Below are 16,746 nucleotides of genomic sequence, written 5' to 3'. Positions count from 1 at the left end.
AATCTGGATGTCAGCTTATAAGAATCGATTATAAATTAGGTATATGCCAGCATTCTCACGTAATACTTTTATCGGTTCTGTGCAGAAATCCTAAGCTTAAATCAAAGCCCTTAAGTGAGTACGACTCACGGCGCCGATAAACGGGGTCTAGTGTTAACTAGTAATTTGCCGCCGAGATAAATGCTGGTCAACATGAAGCTTGCGCCTAAATACAACAATAAACCGTGCTCTATTTGCTCAAAACTTATCGCCACTAAGGGACCTATCACCGAGCCGACAGAATAACTCAGTAACATCATTTGCGCCGCCGAAACCATCTGGTTACTTGGTAAGTTGTCACAGGCTAAGCTAATTGCAATCGGGTAGAGGGCAAATGCACAGGCGCCAAGTAATATAAAACCTATGCTAAGACTCACTATTGAGTGTTGCGTTAGCAAAAATATTGCGGCAGTGCCGAGTAAACAAAAAATGGCCATTAAACCATTCTTAAGTACACGTGGAGACAAATAACTCACTAAAGGTTGTACTAACATACCGCCCATGATGATAAGGGCCATAAATAAGCCCGTTTGCTGATCCAGCCCCATATCTTGGGATACATAGATAGGTAATAAACCATAAATAGGACCTAGTAAAAAACCTGAGACTAGGCAGCCTAAGATAGCTGACTTACTCAAAGTTTTTAATGCCGACAACGAAATAGAATGCTGTTCACTGGCCTGTGGTTGTCCACGTTTTACCAGTAAAGCTGGTAAACTTGCAGCGGCTAACAAACCCATTATAACAAGATAGGGTAAATGCCCTGTAGTACCTAAGTAATCTATGGCTAATTGGCCTATGGCTGTTCCGCCGTAAAGCGCAGTCATATAAAGGCCCAATCGTTTAGCGCGTTGCTTTTGGGTATCTGCCATTAATAGCCAAGATTCAACCACGACAAAGACCCCTGCAACGGCAAACCCTGCAATAAACCTCGACAACAACCACATCCAACTTTGTGGCACTAATATCATAGCCACAACACTGCAAAGCAGGATATTAAGAAAGAGGATAAAAGCTTTACTATGACCGATTCGCGTCACGATAGATGCAATACAAGGTGCACCAAGTAGTAGGCCGAAATAGAAAATACTCGCCAGTAAAGGTGCGAGTGAGGCGTTTAGTTCGAAAAAGGTAAGCGATAACGGGATCAGGCTCATTAAATAACCAGAGGCCAATGCAAATAAACTTAAGCCAACGACGGGGACGAATATGCTGGTTTTGTGAGTAGATTGACTTAACGCGATGTTTTCCACTGTATGCCCTAAAACGGATAAAAATAAAGCGAAAGGTGCTTAGGGGCGCGACTTTAGGACTAATTTAGAACAGGGTAAAGTGAGTTAGATTGACTGTATCGGTGAATAATATTTGTGTTTGTTTTTCAGGGGGATATTGCGTTTTAAATGTGTATATTTTGAAGCGTAACTGTAACGTAGCTAGTGCTTTAGCTTATCAGCTTAGACGTGAATAAAATACATGTTGCTTGGTAGACTGCCAGCAACAAGCGTTTGATTAAAGCTTAATTTGGTCATTATCACTTTGGTGAAGATTGAAATTAGATCGAGTTCACAATTTTAAACAGTCATTCTATTACAGGTTTAGTCTGGTTTTGCTCATTCTTTATCCGTTTGAAAGTTAAAAACATAACTTTAGACCGAAAATAGGTAAACTAAGCCGCTAATTGTGAGTTTATGTGCGCTACAGCAGTAAAGAGTGTCGTTGCTCTGTAGTAAAAACACAAAATAAAGCGCTTTGCTCGGTGTGATCTATGCCCTAAATTTGCACCAAAATTAAATGGTATTAAGGTTGTAACCATGTCTGTAACACATTCAAGTACAGTTCCCCCTAATAAGTCCCCTACCAGTGATGAACTTGATAAGAAAAAAATGCTGATCCTAGCGGCAGATATTGTGCTGTTATTTGCACTACATTATGGTCTGCCCTTTGATCAAGGAGTGAATACCGGATTAGCTATTCTGGTTTTCTCTGCCATTCTTTGGCTTTCCGAAGCCATCCATATCAGTATTACTGCGATTTTAGTGCCTATTCTTGGCGTATTCTTTGGCGTATTTGAAACCAAAGAGGCGATGAGTAATTTTGCCAATCCGGTTATTTATCTCTTTTTTGGTGGCTTTGTACTGGCGGCGGCTTTGCATCATCAAAAGATTGATACTTTAATTGCGCAAAAGCTGTTGGTGGCCTCTAAAGGTAGATTAAGCGTTGCCTGCTTTATGTTGTTTGGCGTCACCGCACTGTTGTCTATGTGGATAAGTAACACGGCGACCGCAGCCATGATGCTACCGCTAGCTTTAGGTATTTTGTTGCAACTAGATAAAGCTAAATACCACAGGACCTATGTATTTTTACTGCTAGGGATTGCTTACTCGGCCAATATTGGCGGCATGGGTACTCTCGTCGGTAGCCCGCCTAATGCGATTGCTGCTGCGCAGGTAGGCCTAACATTTAGTGATTGGCTTAAGTTTGGGATCCCAACCGTTATTGTGATGCTGCCGCTAATGTGGCTAGCCTTATACTGGTATTTTAAGCCGGATCTATCTGCCAAAATTGAGATTAAGCGAGAAAATAACGCATTGACTAATCAAGGTAAATTAACCTTGATGATATTTTTTATCACAGTGTGTTGTTGGATATTTAGTGTTCCGCTAGCGGAGGCTCTAGGTGGCATTTCTCAGTTTGATACCGTGGTCGCGCTAAGCGCTGTGGTGGTATTAGCTGGCCTAGGTTTAGTCGGTTGGAAGAAAATTGAATCGACCACTGACTGGGGTGTATTAATCTTGTTTGGCGGTGGCTTAACTTTAAGTGCCATCTTAAAAAGCACCGGTACGAGCGTATTTTTAGCTCACTTTATGACAGACATTTTTGGTAGCACACATATGTCGTTATTTGTGTTTGCTGTGATTGCGTTTGTCGTAATGCTCACCGAGTTTGCCAGTAATACCGCCAGCGCTGCGTTGTTAGTACCTGTGTTTGCCGCCATTGCCGAAGCATTGGGTGTGTCACCTGTGATGTTATCTGTGATGATAGGTTTAGCGGCATCCTGTGCTTTTATGCTGCCAGTGGCAACGCCGCCCAATGCAATTGTTTATGGCTCTGGCTATATTAAGCAGTCTGAAATGGTGCGAGTTGGTATGATTATCAATATTATCAGCATGGTAGTGCTGAGTATTATTGCTCATGCATTTTGGGATATCTAAACTTACCTATTTATACGTTTATTTATTGTGCGTGCATAAAAAGTACCCCGCGAGGAGGTACTTTTTATGGCGATAGGGTGGCAACGTAGCATTAACAATAATTTTTTAGCCATTGATCGAAAGCCGATTTAGGTAAAGCCCCCGCTTGTTGCGCGAGTAACTGACCTTGTTTAAAAATCATTAATGTCGGAATCGACCGTATATTGAATTGAGCAGCCAGTGCTTGCTGCTCCTCGGTATTGAGTTTGCCAAAGCGAAATTGATGTTCCCAAGTTTTAGCCGCTTCATAAAATATAGGGGCAAAACTTTTACAGGGCCCACACCAGCTGGCCCAAAAATCGACCACTAGAGGTAACTCAGACTTATTGGCGTGGTTAGCAAAGTTTGTACTCGTGAGTTCAATCGGCGCTGGCGTAAACACACTGAGCTTACATTTACCGCATGTGGGCTGCTGCTTTAAACGTTCATCGGGAACCCGGTTTAGCGTATCGCAATGCGGGCAGGCAATAATCATGATAAAACTCCAATAACGGGATTTAAGAAGATATTGGGTTGTGTGAGCGTTATTTAAAGGGGCTAGATATTAAGCTTATTGTAAAAGTTTATTGAAAGCACCGACAAGGTTGAATGCAGCTGATACAATTCTACGCATTAATATATCGCAAATGTACTCAGTGCGATTTACAAAGAGTTCAAATAAATGACTGAATTAGAGGTTATTGACCTCACCATAGGTGAAGGTAAGGTAGCTGTTAAAGGTGCGCTCATCACCACCCAATATCGCGGTTTCTTGCAGGATGGAACGCAATTTGATTCATCTTACGACCGAGGTCAAGCGTTTCAGTGTGTGATTGGCACTGGGCGTGTGATCAAAGGCTGGGATCAAGGTATTATGGGCATGAAAGTCGGCGGTAAACGTAAATTGCTGGTCCCAGCTCATTTAGCTTATGGTGAGCGTCAAATTGGAGCGCATATCGCACCACACTCCGATCTGACTTTTGAAATCGAGTTGTTAGCAGTGCTGACGCGCGACGAGTAATACCAGTTTTTATGGATTACGCTGGATAAGCGTGAGTGTGGCAGTTGAATCAGGTTAAAATGTTACTTTGATAACGAGTGTTTTACACTGATTTAAAATCCTCCATCTTAGGGAAAGAGGTTTCTAGTGGCTTTGGATAACTCAGCAGAAAACGCGGCAGAACTCATTGAGCAGCTGCAAGCTGAAATAGCTCTGCTCAAACGTGAGAACGCGACTTTAACTGCGTTGAATCGTCGCGCCGAAGAAAAACTTTTTGCCGCGCTTGATGGCAATGGATTGTGCTTGTGGGAGCAGCATATCCCCAGCGGGAATTTAACGATATTTAATATGCGCTGGGGTGAGCTATTAGGTTTTAGTCGCGAAGAACTCGCCGCGCATATTGATAGCTGGAAAAGTAAATTACACCCTGATGATAAAGATTGGGTGATAAAAGCCTTTGATGATCATGTGAGTGGTAAAGCGGATTACTACCAAGTCATACACCGAATGCTGCACAAAGATGGTAGTGTCAGTTGGGTGTCAGATCGTGGTCGTATTGTTGAGCGCCTAGCCGATGGTACGCCGCTGCGAATGATGGGTAGTCATATCGATATTACTCAAGAAAAGCGCTATGAAATTGATTTAGCGCTTTTAGCACATAGCGATCCATTAACCAATCTTATGAATCGCCAAGCGATTTCCCAAGCATTCGATGGATGTTTGCAATCAGGGGGGCGCGGTGGATTATTCTTTATCGACCTTGATGGTTTTAAAGCATTAAATGATCACTATGGCCATAAGCTTGGTGATACTTTACTGATGCATATTGCCGATACACTTGTACTCCATGCTGGCGAATTAGCGCATATCGCCAGATTAGGCGGCGACGAGTTTGTGATATTAATGCCTACATCCAAAGTTGCAGAATTAGAAACACTCGCGCAGTCTCTACTCGAGGCTTATCGGCAGAGTTTTATATTAGAAGGCTGTGAAGTTGAGATAGGCCTGAGTATCGGTATCGATATTTTTGGCGCTAATGATAGTTTTGCTGAAAGCTGCGATCGTGCTGATGCCGCCATGTATCGCGTGAAACACCAAGGAAAACATGGATATTGTTTTTATCAATCGTCAGAATAATGATTTAAGCCTATTGATCTTGATATTACTTAACCTGAATTCGGGGATAACGAGTATCGAGCAATCTAAATTTAACAAACTAAATCAATGCTATAAATGATTAGTTTGAAAAGAAAAATCTATTTTCTGACTGAATGCGGCAAATAGGCTCGAAAAGATGCTTATTCAGCGGCTCTGCTTATCCCGAGCTCAGGTTACTTAGTTTAGATTTGATTACAGTATCTTACTCGAACAAAAAACCACCATCAAGGTGGTTTTTTGTTTTTTGTTTTTAGCTTTTCAAGCGTAGTTTCATCTGCTTATGGAGTTACAAAATTAAATGGTTGATGGCAACTGACACAATAGTTTTCAGATTTTTTGTGTACATGGTGGCACTTACTGCAATCAGTTTCGGTGTCGAAGTGGCGATTTTTATGGGGATTGGTTGGTTTTACATCCGCCGTTTTTTCCGCTAACTTCTTCGTGTTGTGGCATTGTACACATTTGAGCATCGGTACTGCTTGTCGTTCTTCGACACCATGGCAGCTGGCACATTTTAGCCCTTTCGCCATATGAGTTTGGTCGAGTAAATTGCTCTCTTTCGCGAACGCGCTGCCAGCGAAAATACCTAAAATAATAGCCAATATAATCGTTAAGTTTTTCATTTTCTGATCCCATTATTCATTTCACAGGATACCAAAATGTGAGGCATCCATTCTTGATGACTATGTGTTCTATAGTTTTGCTACATATTTACCAGCTAAATAGCCGAAGGTGTAGCAACGACCTAAAGACAAGCCAAATACCGTTAATGGGTAGTCAACGCCACCATAGAAACCTGCGCCTAGGTTACCAACAATGAATAAACCTGGAATTTCCTTACCATCAGCATCAAGTACTTGGTGGTTGTCGTTAACGAGAATACCTGAGCATATAGTGGAAATACGCATACGACGGTGAATACCGTAAAACGGTGGTTTGAGCACTGGTGCCATTTTGCTTTTAGGTTTACCGAAGTCCTCATCTTTACCTTTTTTGCACAGCTCGTTATAACGGTTAATGCTGGCAACAAAGGTTTTTGGATCACACTCTAACTTCACCGCCAATTCTTCTAATGTGTTAGCTGAATGGGTGTTGATCAAAGAGGGAAACACCCCTTTTTTCTCACCTGGAGCTTCAGGCATGTAGATTTTAAGCTCTTCAGGAGAATAGAGGTGGCCAGGCCAATCCTTTGCTTGTGTCATATAATCAGAATCAAATACTTGAGAGTAATGCCCAGCATTCTGTTCATCTTTCAAGTAGTTATTCATTAGTGACATCTCAACCTTCTCATTCACAAAGCGCTCACCTTTACGGTTTACCGCTAAGAATGGCATGTCGCACATGGAAGCCGGGCCAGCATCGAAGTCGTGTAACATTTTGGTATGCCCAACAGGTTCGATAACGCCGCCAGCCCAATAAGCCATAGCAAAACCGTCACCAGTGCGATCCATTTGTTTTCGTTCAAAGTTTTTCAGTTCGGGTATGAAGAAGTCACACATGGCTTGGTTATTTTGATAGTCACCCGAAGAGAGAATGACACCTTTCTTCGCCATGTATTTGTGATACTTACCATCACGAGTCTGAGCAATGACGCCGATGACTTTTCCTGACTCATCCTGGATTAATTGTTGTGCAGGAGTATTAAAGAAAAACTTAACGCCTGCTTTTTCCGCTGTTTTAGCTAATGCGCGGATAGCATCACCTGTGGTGTAGGGTTTAGGGCCGCAGAAAGAAGTGATAAAACTTAAACGGTCATCAGTATCAGCAATTCCGCGAATACCGTGCTGCACTTTAGTTCCTTGGTCAACAATCTGGCCGCCACCTTGTTTAACTCTATCGATAACCCAAGTGACGGCTTCACCTGAATTGTAAGCCCATTGCTTAAGAAGGCCGGGATGTGAACGGTGCGCGTTATCCGCCATCAAACGGCTGACCAAAGCTTCAATTGCAGATTTATCACTGTTTTTCAGGTCAATCCCTGAACCAGTATTTCCTTGAGATACTGGGATGGCTTGCTTTTGCAAACACGCAACGGTTGCACCACTTTCTCTGGCTGATAGAGCCGCAGGTACACCAGAAGCTCCAGCACCGACGACAACAACATCAAAGGTTTGGGTTGTTGCAATATCTTTATCAGCAATAGGTTTTGGCTTAGGTAGAAAATTGAGCGTTGCGCCGCCAATTTCGCCATATTCAGTGCCAACTTGAAGTGGTGCTGCACTCGCTGAAGCAATACCAAAACTTGCAAAGGCTAAGCCACCACTTCCAACCGCTGCTCGAGTCAGAAAACTTCTTCGAGATATACCATTTTGAAGGACGCTAGCGGTGTATTGATCGATTTCTTTTGGTTTCTGTGAATGCTCTTTACTCATATTTGATACTCCTTTGGTCCCCATTGCTAAGGTGGATATGACACCGTTAGCAATGACACTGGTTCTGGCCATAACCGCATGTGATTTGTTTGCTTTAAAAGCTAAACGTGCAGTTGTGTGAAAGTGATTAAATTCTCACTCATTAACAACATACGTTTAAATGTATGACATATGACAATAAACAAAAAGTGTTATTAATTACATCTTTGCAGTGCTTCACAAAATGCTGGAGTTTTGAGCTGTGAATATGATTCTTCTTTTTGAAACAAGCTAATGTAGGACTTCTTTATTAAATGACGCAGTGAGTTTTTCTCAGTGGGATAACTTTCTTAAATATATTGAACAAAATGAAAGATGGGTTATTAAGCTGTTTCATCGCTACATATATTTAGTGTTCCTGATTTCACTGTAGATAATTTCGGTAGCGATATCTCCGAATTATCGTAATTTCCGCATCCACTAAATAAGATACATGAAATGGCCATGGCAGGAATAAATTATAATTTATAAATTATTTTTAATCTCAGTAATTAAATCAATGTATATTTACCGCAACTTGTCATTGGAGATGGGTATTCAGCGGTGTAAAAGCTGGGTGTATCCAACAAAGCTGATACACCCGCATTAATTTTTGGTGCAGGGGGAGTTGAGACTGATGAAACTATTTACCTAAAACAAACTTATAAGTGATATATAAACGGAGATCGTCAAAGTCTTCACCTTGATCAATATCAACTAGGGCATAACGAGCTCTAAGGCCTAAGCCTGATAATGCGCCTGCAAACTTATAGGTGATTGAAAAGTTAGTTTCATTAAAGTCTTTTTCTGTACCCGTTGGAACATCATATTGAGCATAAAATGCATAAGCTTCTAATCCACTTAAGCCGATTTTTTCAAAGTCATAGGCGACTCTTAAGGCATTAACTTCTTCACCGGCTCTTGCTGATTGGTACACTTGCTGAATGACTATTTTTTCATCCCCCCAAGGTGTGAGTACAGTGTCATCTCCAGTTTTTGCATACATATAGGTGATATCCGTTCCCGCAAGTTTTGCACCTAAATGGAAACCATATTGATAGGTATCTAGCGAGCCGCCAGTTTCTTCACCAGTGGCTTGTTGAGTTAAATAAGAGGGGGTTAAGTACAGATTAGTCGCACCTAACTGAGTGGATAATTTTACTCTGGCATAGGTTTGATTAAACACATCTTCCATACGGTAATGCCAAAGTTCAACCTCAGTTTTGAGTGTTTCAAAGGGAAGTTTATACTTGGCTCCGAGAGCGTAAACTGGATTGTCTGCTACATTGGCAATAACCCCCGCTCGTGCTAATTCGCTTTGCACCGCCTCTTTTACGGATACGAAGTTATTGTCAGACCATCCCATGGAATCTGTAATATAGAGTGCTGATAAAGTTAGATTATCAACACTCTTATTTTCTGCTGAAAAGCCGCGAAAAGTTCGTGGGATCGCACGAATATCATGGGGATTCATCATTGGTGTGCGCAGTTCTTGTGCACCTAATTTGAATTGAGTATCCCACCAATTACCTTGGACAAAATACTCCTGTAAACGGTTGACATTGTCATGGTCGCCAGCGGCATCGCGAGCAACTAGGCCGTAGACATCATCTGAATCATTGGTCCAAATGGGATTTGCAGATGCGAAGCTGGTCCCAAAACTGAGACCATTCACTTTTGCGGTATTATAATAAAACAGTCCGCCAAATGACGTATCGTGTTTAGTGTTGGTCGTATTATCATAGTCACGGGTAAAATCGAATAAGCGTAATTCCCCTTTTAACGTACCTTGGCTAAACATTTGATCAATGCTGGTATCTGCTGTAGCTGGAATCGCTAGCGTAGATAGCACAAGCAAAGATAAATAAGATTTTTTCATCATCATCTTCCCTATTATTAGTAAGCCCTGATCAGAATTGCCCGATCTATTTAAAGAATTATGTTTAACGTTATTAGGTTAAATGTATGACGTATAACCAATGTCGACAACGAAGTTAGGATGAATATGAGAAACTAGTTACGAAATTCGCACAGATGTTACATGGATCAACAAATATGAATGTTTTTTAATCACTAATGTAGGAAAGAGTAGAGTACTTTTTCTGCGTTAATGCGGTTTTATGCTAGTATGGCGACACTAAGCATATTTGGAATAATCAAGTGCATATCTTCAAGCCAATTAAGCAGATAAGAGCATCGAGTGAAGTCGGGCAGCAACTGAAAAATGCTATTTTAGACGGCGGATATAAGGCTGGCGATAAACTCCCCTCTGAGCGCGAATTAATAGAATTATTTCAAGTTAGTCGCACCGTGGTGAGAGAAGCGATCAAAAGCCTTGAGGCGGGTGGATTAGTTGAGATTCGCCAAGGTGCAACAGGTGGCGCATTTGTTAAGCACTTAACCTTTGAACGCTTAAGTGATGCTTGCCAAGATTTATTTCTAATGGGGAAACTTTCCCTTCCTGAATTGTGTCAGGCACGCATGCTGATTGAGCCGCAAGTGGCTAGAATGGCTGCTAAAAATTGCACTCCAGAGCAAGCTAAAGCTTTGCAAGAGGCGAACAGTCATGAAAATGATTCATTTGCTTATCCCGAAACTGTCATGTTGCGATCTCAAGTACATTATTTGATCGCTGAAATGTCAGGAAATCGCTTTTTAGAAGCAATCGTAAAATCTTTGTTGGTTTTATTAGGTAATCAAACGACCAAGTTTCAGCCTCCGACCGATGAAATTCATCCTTTAGGCTTGCATGATGTCATTGTCGAAGCGGTTATTGCAAAAGATGGGGCGAAAGCTGAGGCCGAAATGTTTGCACACCTTGAGGATTTTAATCAGCGCCTAATTGAAGTTGAGTGTAAATATATGGATAAACACGCTTAAAGCAAAGAGCCACAACCCCAAACTTCAACTGCTGCGACTTGCTTATTTGGTGGGCCAATCCAATGACTCATAGCTTTGCATTGAATATCGCCAGATATTTGCGTGAAACACAGTTCAAAATCTCCCGCCTCAGGTGTACGGCCTAAACGTAATACCGGTAAAATGGGCAGCTTAGGCTGATAATGCCAGCTGCCATCTTTAAGATAAGCATCATCTGGGATCTCCATACCCGCGCCAGTGCCTTTAACTCTTGCTTCGACTAGCACTAAACCCAGTGGCGTGACGTTATAGTCCTCCTCCCAACGAATTTTTTCTATAGTGTGGCTCCACGCCAAAGTGAAGTGCGCTGTGGGCACTTGCGCCCACAGCGTACCTGCTAGGCCTAAACATAGACCTAGCACTGACTTACCGCTGATTTGTTAAAGACTGCTAATCTCAAAGGATTACCCTTGCTCTGCGAGACGTTTGAGTTTGCGTGCCCGTAAGCTGTGCTGCACGATGAAGAGTAACGCCAGCCCAAAGCCTATTTCATCGCTTAATGGTGTAGCAAGAATCAAACTCGCCCCTGCAAGGAAGCCAATAACCCGTTCCCACCAGTAGAGTTTTTGTAATAGATATCCGGTAAAAATCACGCCCCAAATACCGATACCGACAGTTGCCTTAAGCACAACAAACACTGTGGCTAACCAACTATCACCTTGCAGCATTAATGCGGGATCGTAAACCGCCATAAAGGGGATCACAAAACCCGCAATCGCGATGCGAATCGCCCACAGGCTGATTTTAAGTCCAGACTCCCTTGCAATCGGCGCCGCAGCAAAACAAGCTAATGCAACGGGCGGCGTGAGATCGGCCATAATGCCAAAATAGAATACAAACATATGTGACACAATCAGCGGCACACCTAAGTCAAGTAACGCGGGCGCTGCAATTGAGCTGGTAATAATGTAGTTGGGAATGGTGGGTATGCCCATACCAAGCACTAGGCAAGTGACCATAGTTAACACGAGTGATAAGAACAAGTTATCTTGGCCTACCGCCAGAATATAACTCGCGAAAGTTGAGGCAATCCCCGTAAGGGAAACGATGCCGATAATTACGCCCACTAGAGCACAAGCAATACCCACAGGCACGGCATGGCGAGCACCTTCAACCAGCGCATGTAAGCAAATAGTGAGTGTTTCTTTACCGCCTTGAATAAACCAACAAATCGCAACTAACAGTGCAATAACCCCGAATACGACTGCAATACCGAGTTGGAAAAAGCCAGCGCATAACACTCCAAGGGCGATCCAAAAAGCGATACGCATCGCCATTGATGAAAGCCGCAGCACAATGGCTGAGCCTAAAATCACTATCGATGTCAGTGCTAAACCTACCATGCCTGAGAACAGGGGTGTTCTGCCCGAAAACAGCAAATAAACCAAAATAAATAAGGGGATCAGCAGATACCAGCGTTCTTTAATCGCTGCCCAAGGGTTAGGACATTGATCTTTGGGTAAGCCACAGAGATTGGCGCGTTTAGCCTCTAAATGTACCATCCAAAATACTGAGCAGAAATAAAGCAGGGCGGGAATCAACGCCGCTTTGGCAATTTCGATAAAGGGCACGTTAATGGTTTCGGCCATGATAAAAGCCACCGCGCCCATAATTGGCGGCATGATCTGGCTGCCCATACTGGATGTCGCCTCCACGCCACCGGCAAAGGCTGAGCGATAGCCAAATCGTTTCATCAACGGAATAGTAAATTGCCCCGTTGTGACTACGTTAGCAACGCCTGAGCCCGTAATGGTTCCCATCAGTGCTGACGATACCACTGCAACTTTCGCTGGGCCGCCGAGTTTGTGGCCGAATAAGCCCATGGCAAAGTCGGTGAATAAACGGATCATTCCGGCTTGCTCTAAAAAGGAGCCAAAAAGAATAAATAAGAAAATATACGTCGCCGATACATAGGTTGGGGTGCCGTATAACCCTTCAGTGCCAAAGGCTAACTGGTTGATTATTTGATCAAACCCATAACCGCGGTGCATTAATTCACCGGGTAGGTATTGGCCAAATAAACCATAGGCCAAAAAGATGCTACAGATTATCGGGAGCGCCCAACCCATCACCCGTCTTGCGGCTTCAAACACTAATGCGATCAGTATGATACCAATCACCATGTCTGCGTCGGTCAAGTCGCCTGAGCGTTGAATTAAGTCAGCTTCGAAATACCACTGATAAGCTGCGGTTGCCATGCCTGCTAAACCGAGTAGCCAAGCCAATGGTTGCCAAGGTTGTGTTTTGCCTCTTGCGGGATAACTCAAAAAAACCACTAATAGTAAAAAGCCCACGTGGGTTGCACGTAACACTTGAGTAGACACGGGATGGAAAGCAGCGGTAATAATCTGAAAAATAGAAAAAACTAAAGCGGTATAAAACAGCGCTTTGGGCCAGTCGCCGGTATTTGCGCTGAGACCTTGTTGTGGATCACTCATATTATGCCTCACAGCATTAGACTACAGAGGCGAAAATAAGATGCCGTTAATCAACGGCATCTTAATCGCTTGGTTCGGGAATTTGTGCGCTCATTTAACGTTAAGCAAACTTACAGTGCGCCCACTTCTTTGTAATAACGCTCTGCACCTGGATGTAGTGGTATCGGCAGATTTTTTGTCGCGTTATCTAAGCTAATAGCTTTAGCGGCTGAGTGCGCGTTACCTAAGCGATCTAAGTGCTCGAACATCAGCTTAGTCATTTGATAGGCTAAATCATCTGATACGCCGCTCTGAGTCACCAGCAGGTTTTGAATCGCAACGGTAGAGACATCAGTGGTTTGGCCTTCATAGGTTGAAGCGGGGATCACGCCGTGTTGATAGGCGGGATTATTGATCTTCGCGATAACATCTTCAGGGATTTCAACAAAATTGATTGCCATCGTCGCCGCTAAATCACGAATAGCAGCCATACCTAAGCCAGAAGATTGCAATGTCGCGTCTAACTGACGGTTTTTGATTAACTCAACAGATTCGGCATAGGGTAAAAACTCGACTTTACCCATGTCTTCGTAGCTTAAACCTGCCGCTTTAAAAATTGATCTAGCATTGAGTTCAGTACCCGATTTAGGCGCGCCAACGGAGATACGTTTGCCCTTTAAATCGGCTAAGGTTTTAATGCCAGATTCTTTATTGGCGACGATTTGAATGTAGTTAGGGTAGGCCGCTGCAATAATACGGATTTTATCTAGTGGTTTTTTAAAGCCAGCATCAATATCGCCTTGATATGCAGCGGCAACAGAATCACCTAGAGCCAGTGCTAATTCTCCTCGGCCAGATTGCAGTAAATTAAGGTTTTCTACTGAGGCTTTCGTCGCCTGAACTGAGGTTTTAGAGCCTTCAATACCATTATCATAGAGTTGCGATAAGGCTACGCCAATCGGGTAATACACGCCACTGGTGCCACCAGTGAGAATATTGATAAAAGCGGGGGCAGCGGCCATAGCAGCTGCGCTGAGGGTGAATGTTACTGCGGCGCCTGCGGCTACCCATTTTTTATTAATTTTCATGATGAAATATCCTGATTTTTTATAATGTTATATAGGGTCTTTCAAGCTCGGAATATCACGGCCTGCTAAGTATAACCTCATAAATTTTGGCAAAGGTCAATTAGCCTATGGTCGATACTGATATTTTTTACGCGATTAAACGGAGGGTTCTTAGCGTTGTGATGCCAAACCATGGGGAGAAAGATGAGCACGTGGATTACATATGACTAATATTATTAACCCATAAAATAAGCTAATAAAAAGGGCTAACCTGAGGTTAACCCTATTTGTGTTACTTAAGAAAAATATCAAAAATAACAGGACACTACTTATAACAGGACACTATTTAGTGTTATCTAAGAAACCTTTAGTCACATTTTTAGCGTGTTTGGCTGCCTTTTTTTCTTTAGCAGACAGGAGTGGCTGTTTCTTCGATTCTTTACGGTTTTTTTGCTCTTTACTCATAATAAAACTCCATGTACTTTGTGGTTATTCATCAGGCTAATCATGTAAGCCGTACTCAAGTGAACCTATTCCATGATGTCCTGATTGAAGCGAAATTCTTTATGTCGAATGACCAGATTAAAAAATTACAAACATTTAAAATCATTGATAATTATCTGTGAACTATTTGCCTCAATGAGCGATTACAGCAAAATAATCTTATCACTGAATTCCGCATCTTGATCCACTCATCGCTTAGAATAATTAACGCTAATGGTAGCGCTAACTTGTATAAGAAATATGCGATCTGTAACGCTGTGCGTTTGCGTTTATCAATGTTGGCTATTTATGTATCACGCTATACCCGTGCATGATTTATCTCTCTAGGTGGTTATTCCTATTATTGAAATCTGTTTATCGGCGGCTCGATTTACCTAAAATACCGCCCAAGATACCGCGTAAGATTTGTTTACCTAATTGACTGCCGACAGTGCGCGCGGCTTGTTTTGATAGCGTTTGCGCTAAACCTTGGCGGCGTTTATTACCAAAAATCAGTTCACTGAACCAACCTTGGTCCTCTATTTTTTGGCCCGTTTGGGCGTCATTTGCTGTCGCAGTAGTATTGCTGGTGGCGTTACCTGATCGTCTTTGGTTGAGTAATTCGTAGGCCGATTCGCGGTTGATGGCGTTATCGTATTTGCCACCAATCGGACTCTGTGCGCGTACTTGTTGTAGTTCTTCATTTGTGGCGGGGCCCATGCGGCAACGCGGCGGTGCGATGAGTGCGCGTTCAACCATAGTTGGTACGCCTTTATCTGCGAGCATAGATACCAGCGCTTCGCCTACCGCGAGTTGAGATATAACCTCACTCACAACCAATTTTGGATTGGGTACAAAGGTTTCGGCCGCCGTTTTAACTGCCTTTTGATCCCGAGGAGTATAGGCTCTTAAAGCGTGCTGAATGCGATTACCTAATTGTCCGAGAATTTCGCTCGGGATATCGTCAGGAAATTGCGAACAAAAATAAACGCCTACGCCCTTTGAGCGTATAAGCCGCATAATTTGCTCAACGCGTTTTAATAAACTCGGTGGACAGCCCTCAAACAGTAAATGTGCCTCATCGATAAAAAATACCAGTTTAGGTTTTTCGGGATCGCCAACTTCGGGTAGGTTTTCAAATAACTCCGAAAGGAGCCAGAGTAAAAAACTCGAATATAAACGTGGTGTTAAAATTAATTTATTCGCCGCTAATAAATTAATGATGCCGCGACCCTGTAAATTGGTCCGCATTAAATCTTCAAGTTGCAGCGCGGGTTCGCCAAAAAAGTCTTTACCACCATCGCGCTCTAGCCCCAGTACCGAGCGCTGAATCGCCGCGAGAGATTGGGCGCTAATTAGGCCATATTTGGCGGAGATCTCTTTACGTTCTTCGGCAACTAAGGCCAACATAGCGCGTAGGTCGTCTAAATCGAGCAGTAATAATCCTTGGTCGTCTGCAAGTTGAAACACGATATCTAGAATGCTGCTTTGGGTGTCATTAAGTTCGAGGATTCGGCCTAGTAATGTCGGGCCCATTTCGCTGATGGTCGTTCGTAGCGGGTGGCCCTGAATACCCGCTAAATCCCATAGCACCACAGGGTTGGCTTCGTTTTGATAACCCTCAATACCAATTTGAGCCACCCTTTGTAACAGCTTTTCATTGGCAGTGCCCGCCATCGCAAGGCCGGAGATATCGCCTTTAACATCGGTGATAAATACTGGCACACCTTGGCGCGAAAAGCCTTCGGCTATGCTCATCAATGACACGGTTTTTCCTGTGCCTGTCGCGCCAGCAATTAACCCATGACGATTGGCATACTTAAGATTTAAGTGAGCTTGCTGCTCACCTTTTCCAATTAATAGCGTATTCAAGGGCATTCCTTATATTAACGATAGGGCTTTACGGTAGTGACTAGGGGATCTCTATTTAAGCCACTGTTGTGTGGTCAGTTATTTATATAAATATTTATCATTGAGTGTTGGCCTTAGCCTAGTTTATGTCAACATAATGAGTGAGTAAGCTTGATATCACTTGGCTAAAAC

The 16,746-nt window shown here is 43.0% G+C and carries 14 protein-coding genes; 4 read left to right on the top strand and 10 right to left on the bottom strand.

The window, feature by feature from the left end; translation table 11 throughout:
- Nucleotides 1–125: 125 nt before the first annotated feature.
- Complete coding sequence (locus BW947_RS10680) at nt 126–1,292, bottom strand: MFS transporter (protein WP_076499438.1); 1,167 nt, start codon at nt 1,290–1,292, stop codon at nt 126–128.
- A gap of 558 nt (nt 1,293–1,850) precedes the next feature.
- On the opposite strand from BW947_RS10680, the gene BW947_RS10675 reads away from it, so the two are divergent.
- A complete protein-coding gene (locus BW947_RS10675) occupies nt 1,851–3,251 on the top strand; it encodes a DASS family sodium-coupled anion symporter (protein WP_076499436.1) in 1,401 nt (466 codons plus the stop codon).
- Nucleotides 3,252–3,342: 91 nt separating this feature from the next.
- Here BW947_RS10675 and trxC read toward each other — a convergent pair whose 3' ends face one another.
- Entirely contained in the window at nt 3,343–3,765 is a 423-nt protein-coding gene (gene trxC / locus BW947_RS10670) for a thioredoxin TrxC (RefSeq protein WP_076499434.1), read from the bottom strand.
- Between the two features lie 186 nt (nt 3,766–3,951).
- Between trxC and BW947_RS10665 the strand changes: the two genes are divergently transcribed.
- Both BW947_RS10665 and BW947_RS10660 read left to right on the top strand, forming a co-directional pair.
- Entirely contained in the window at nt 3,952–4,290 is a 339-nt protein-coding gene (locus BW947_RS10665; RefSeq protein WP_076499432.1) for an FKBP-type peptidyl-prolyl cis-trans isomerase, read from the top strand.
- Between the two features lie 132 nt (nt 4,291–4,422).
- Nucleotides 4,423–5,406 carry a sensor domain-containing diguanylate cyclase gene (locus BW947_RS10660; protein WP_076499473.1) on the top strand — a complete coding sequence of 328 codons (984 nt, stop codon included), beginning with the start codon at nt 4,423–4,425 and terminating at the stop codon, nt 5,404–5,406.
- A gap of 299 nt (nt 5,407–5,705) precedes the next feature.
- Here BW947_RS10660 and BW947_RS10655 read toward each other — a convergent pair whose 3' ends face one another.
- The 3 genes from BW947_RS10655 to BW947_RS10645 all read right to left on the bottom strand — a co-directional run bounded on the left by BW947_RS10655 (nt 5,706) and on the right by BW947_RS10645 (nt 9,699).
- Nucleotides 5,706–6,050, bottom strand: a complete 345-nt coding sequence (locus tag BW947_RS10655) for a cytochrome c3 family protein (RefSeq protein WP_076499430.1) — start codon at nt 6,048–6,050, stop codon at nt 5,706–5,708.
- A 69-nt stretch (nt 6,051–6,119) separates the two neighbouring features.
- Nucleotides 6,120–7,799: an FAD-dependent oxidoreductase gene (locus BW947_RS10650; protein WP_076499428.1), complete on the bottom strand. Its 1,680-nt coding sequence runs from the start codon at nt 7,797–7,799 to the stop codon at nt 6,120–6,122.
- A gap of 661 nt (nt 7,800–8,460) precedes the next feature.
- Complete coding sequence (locus BW947_RS10645; RefSeq protein ID WP_076499426.1) at nt 8,461–9,699, bottom strand: OprD family outer membrane porin; 1,239 nt, start codon at nt 9,697–9,699, stop codon at nt 8,461–8,463.
- 278 nt (nt 9,700–9,977) lie between these two features.
- Between BW947_RS10645 and BW947_RS10640 the strand changes: the two genes are divergently transcribed.
- The gene (locus BW947_RS10640) at nt 9,978–10,697 is read left to right on the top strand and encodes a FadR/GntR family transcriptional regulator (protein ID WP_076499424.1); all 720 of its coding nucleotides are present in this window, start codon (nt 9,978–9,980) and stop codon (nt 10,695–10,697) included.
- On the opposite strand, the gene BW947_RS10635 is transcribed toward BW947_RS10640, so the two are convergent.
- The 5 genes from BW947_RS10635 to BW947_RS10620 all read right to left on the bottom strand — a co-directional run bounded on the left by BW947_RS10635 (nt 10,694) and on the right by BW947_RS10620 (nt 16,575).
- Complete coding sequence (locus tag BW947_RS10635; protein WP_076499423.1) at nt 10,694–11,098, bottom strand: DUF1850 domain-containing protein; 405 nt, start codon at nt 11,096–11,098, stop codon at nt 10,694–10,696. The genes BW947_RS10640 and BW947_RS10635 overlap by 4 nt on opposite strands.
- 42 nt (nt 11,099–11,140) lie before the next feature.
- A complete protein-coding gene (locus BW947_RS10630; protein ID WP_076499421.1) occupies nt 11,141–13,174 on the bottom strand; it encodes a TRAP transporter permease in 2,034 nt (677 codons plus the stop codon).
- A 110-nt stretch (nt 13,175–13,284) separates the two neighbouring features.
- Complete coding sequence (locus tag BW947_RS10625; protein WP_076499419.1) at nt 13,285–14,241, bottom strand: TAXI family TRAP transporter solute-binding subunit; 957 nt, start codon at nt 14,239–14,241, stop codon at nt 13,285–13,287.
- 321 nt (nt 14,242–14,562) lie between these two features.
- Nucleotides 14,563–14,685 (bottom strand): hypothetical protein, encoded by a 123-nt coding sequence (locus BW947_RS18980; RefSeq protein ID WP_107885087.1) that lies wholly within the window; start codon nt 14,683–14,685, stop codon nt 14,563–14,565.
- A gap of 393 nt (nt 14,686–15,078) precedes the next feature.
- On the bottom strand, nt 15,079–16,575 hold the full coding sequence (locus tag BW947_RS10620; protein WP_076499417.1) for a helicase HerA-like domain-containing protein: 1,497 nt from the start codon (nt 16,573–16,575) through the stop codon (nt 15,079–15,081).
- Between the last annotated feature and the right edge of the window lie 171 nt (nt 16,576–16,746).

Origin of the sequence: Shewanella morhuae, from assembly GCF_900156405.1 — a bacterium.
In the GTDB taxonomy this organism is placed as follows: domain Bacteria; phylum Pseudomonadota; class Gammaproteobacteria; order Enterobacterales; family Shewanellaceae; genus Shewanella; species Shewanella morhuae.
This window is presented reverse-complemented; position numbering and strand designations above follow the sequence as displayed.

Coding starts and splice junctions, on each gene's coding strand:
- BW947_RS10675 (WP_076499436.1), top strand. CDS start 1,851: ATGTCTGTAACACATTCAAGTACAGTTCCCCCTAATAAGTCCCCTACC.
- trxC (WP_076499434.1), bottom strand. CDS start 3,765: ATGATTATTGCCTGCCCGCATTGCGATACGCTAAACCGGGTTCCCGAT.
- BW947_RS10665 (WP_076499432.1), top strand. CDS start 3,952: ATGACTGAATTAGAGGTTATTGACCTCACCATAGGTGAAGGTAAGGTA.
- BW947_RS10655 (WP_076499430.1), bottom strand. CDS start 6,050: ATGAAAAACTTAACGATTATATTGGCTATTATTTTAGGTATTTTCGCT.
- BW947_RS10650 (WP_076499428.1), bottom strand. CDS start 7,799: ATGAGTAAAGAGCATTCACAGAAACCAAAAGAAATCGATCAATACACC.
- BW947_RS10645 (WP_076499426.1), bottom strand. CDS start 9,699: ATGATGAAAAAATCTTATTTATCTTTGCTTGTGCTATCTACGCTAGCG.
- BW947_RS10630 (WP_076499421.1), bottom strand. CDS start 13,174: ATGAGTGATCCACAACAAGGTCTCAGCGCAAATACCGGCGACTGGCCC.
- BW947_RS10625 (WP_076499419.1), bottom strand. CDS start 14,241: ATGAAAATTAATAAAAAATGGGTAGCCGCAGGCGCCGCAGTAACATTC.
- BW947_RS18980 (WP_107885087.1), bottom strand. CDS start 14,685: ATGAGTAAAGAGCAAAAAAACCGTAAAGAATCGAAGAAACAGCCACTC.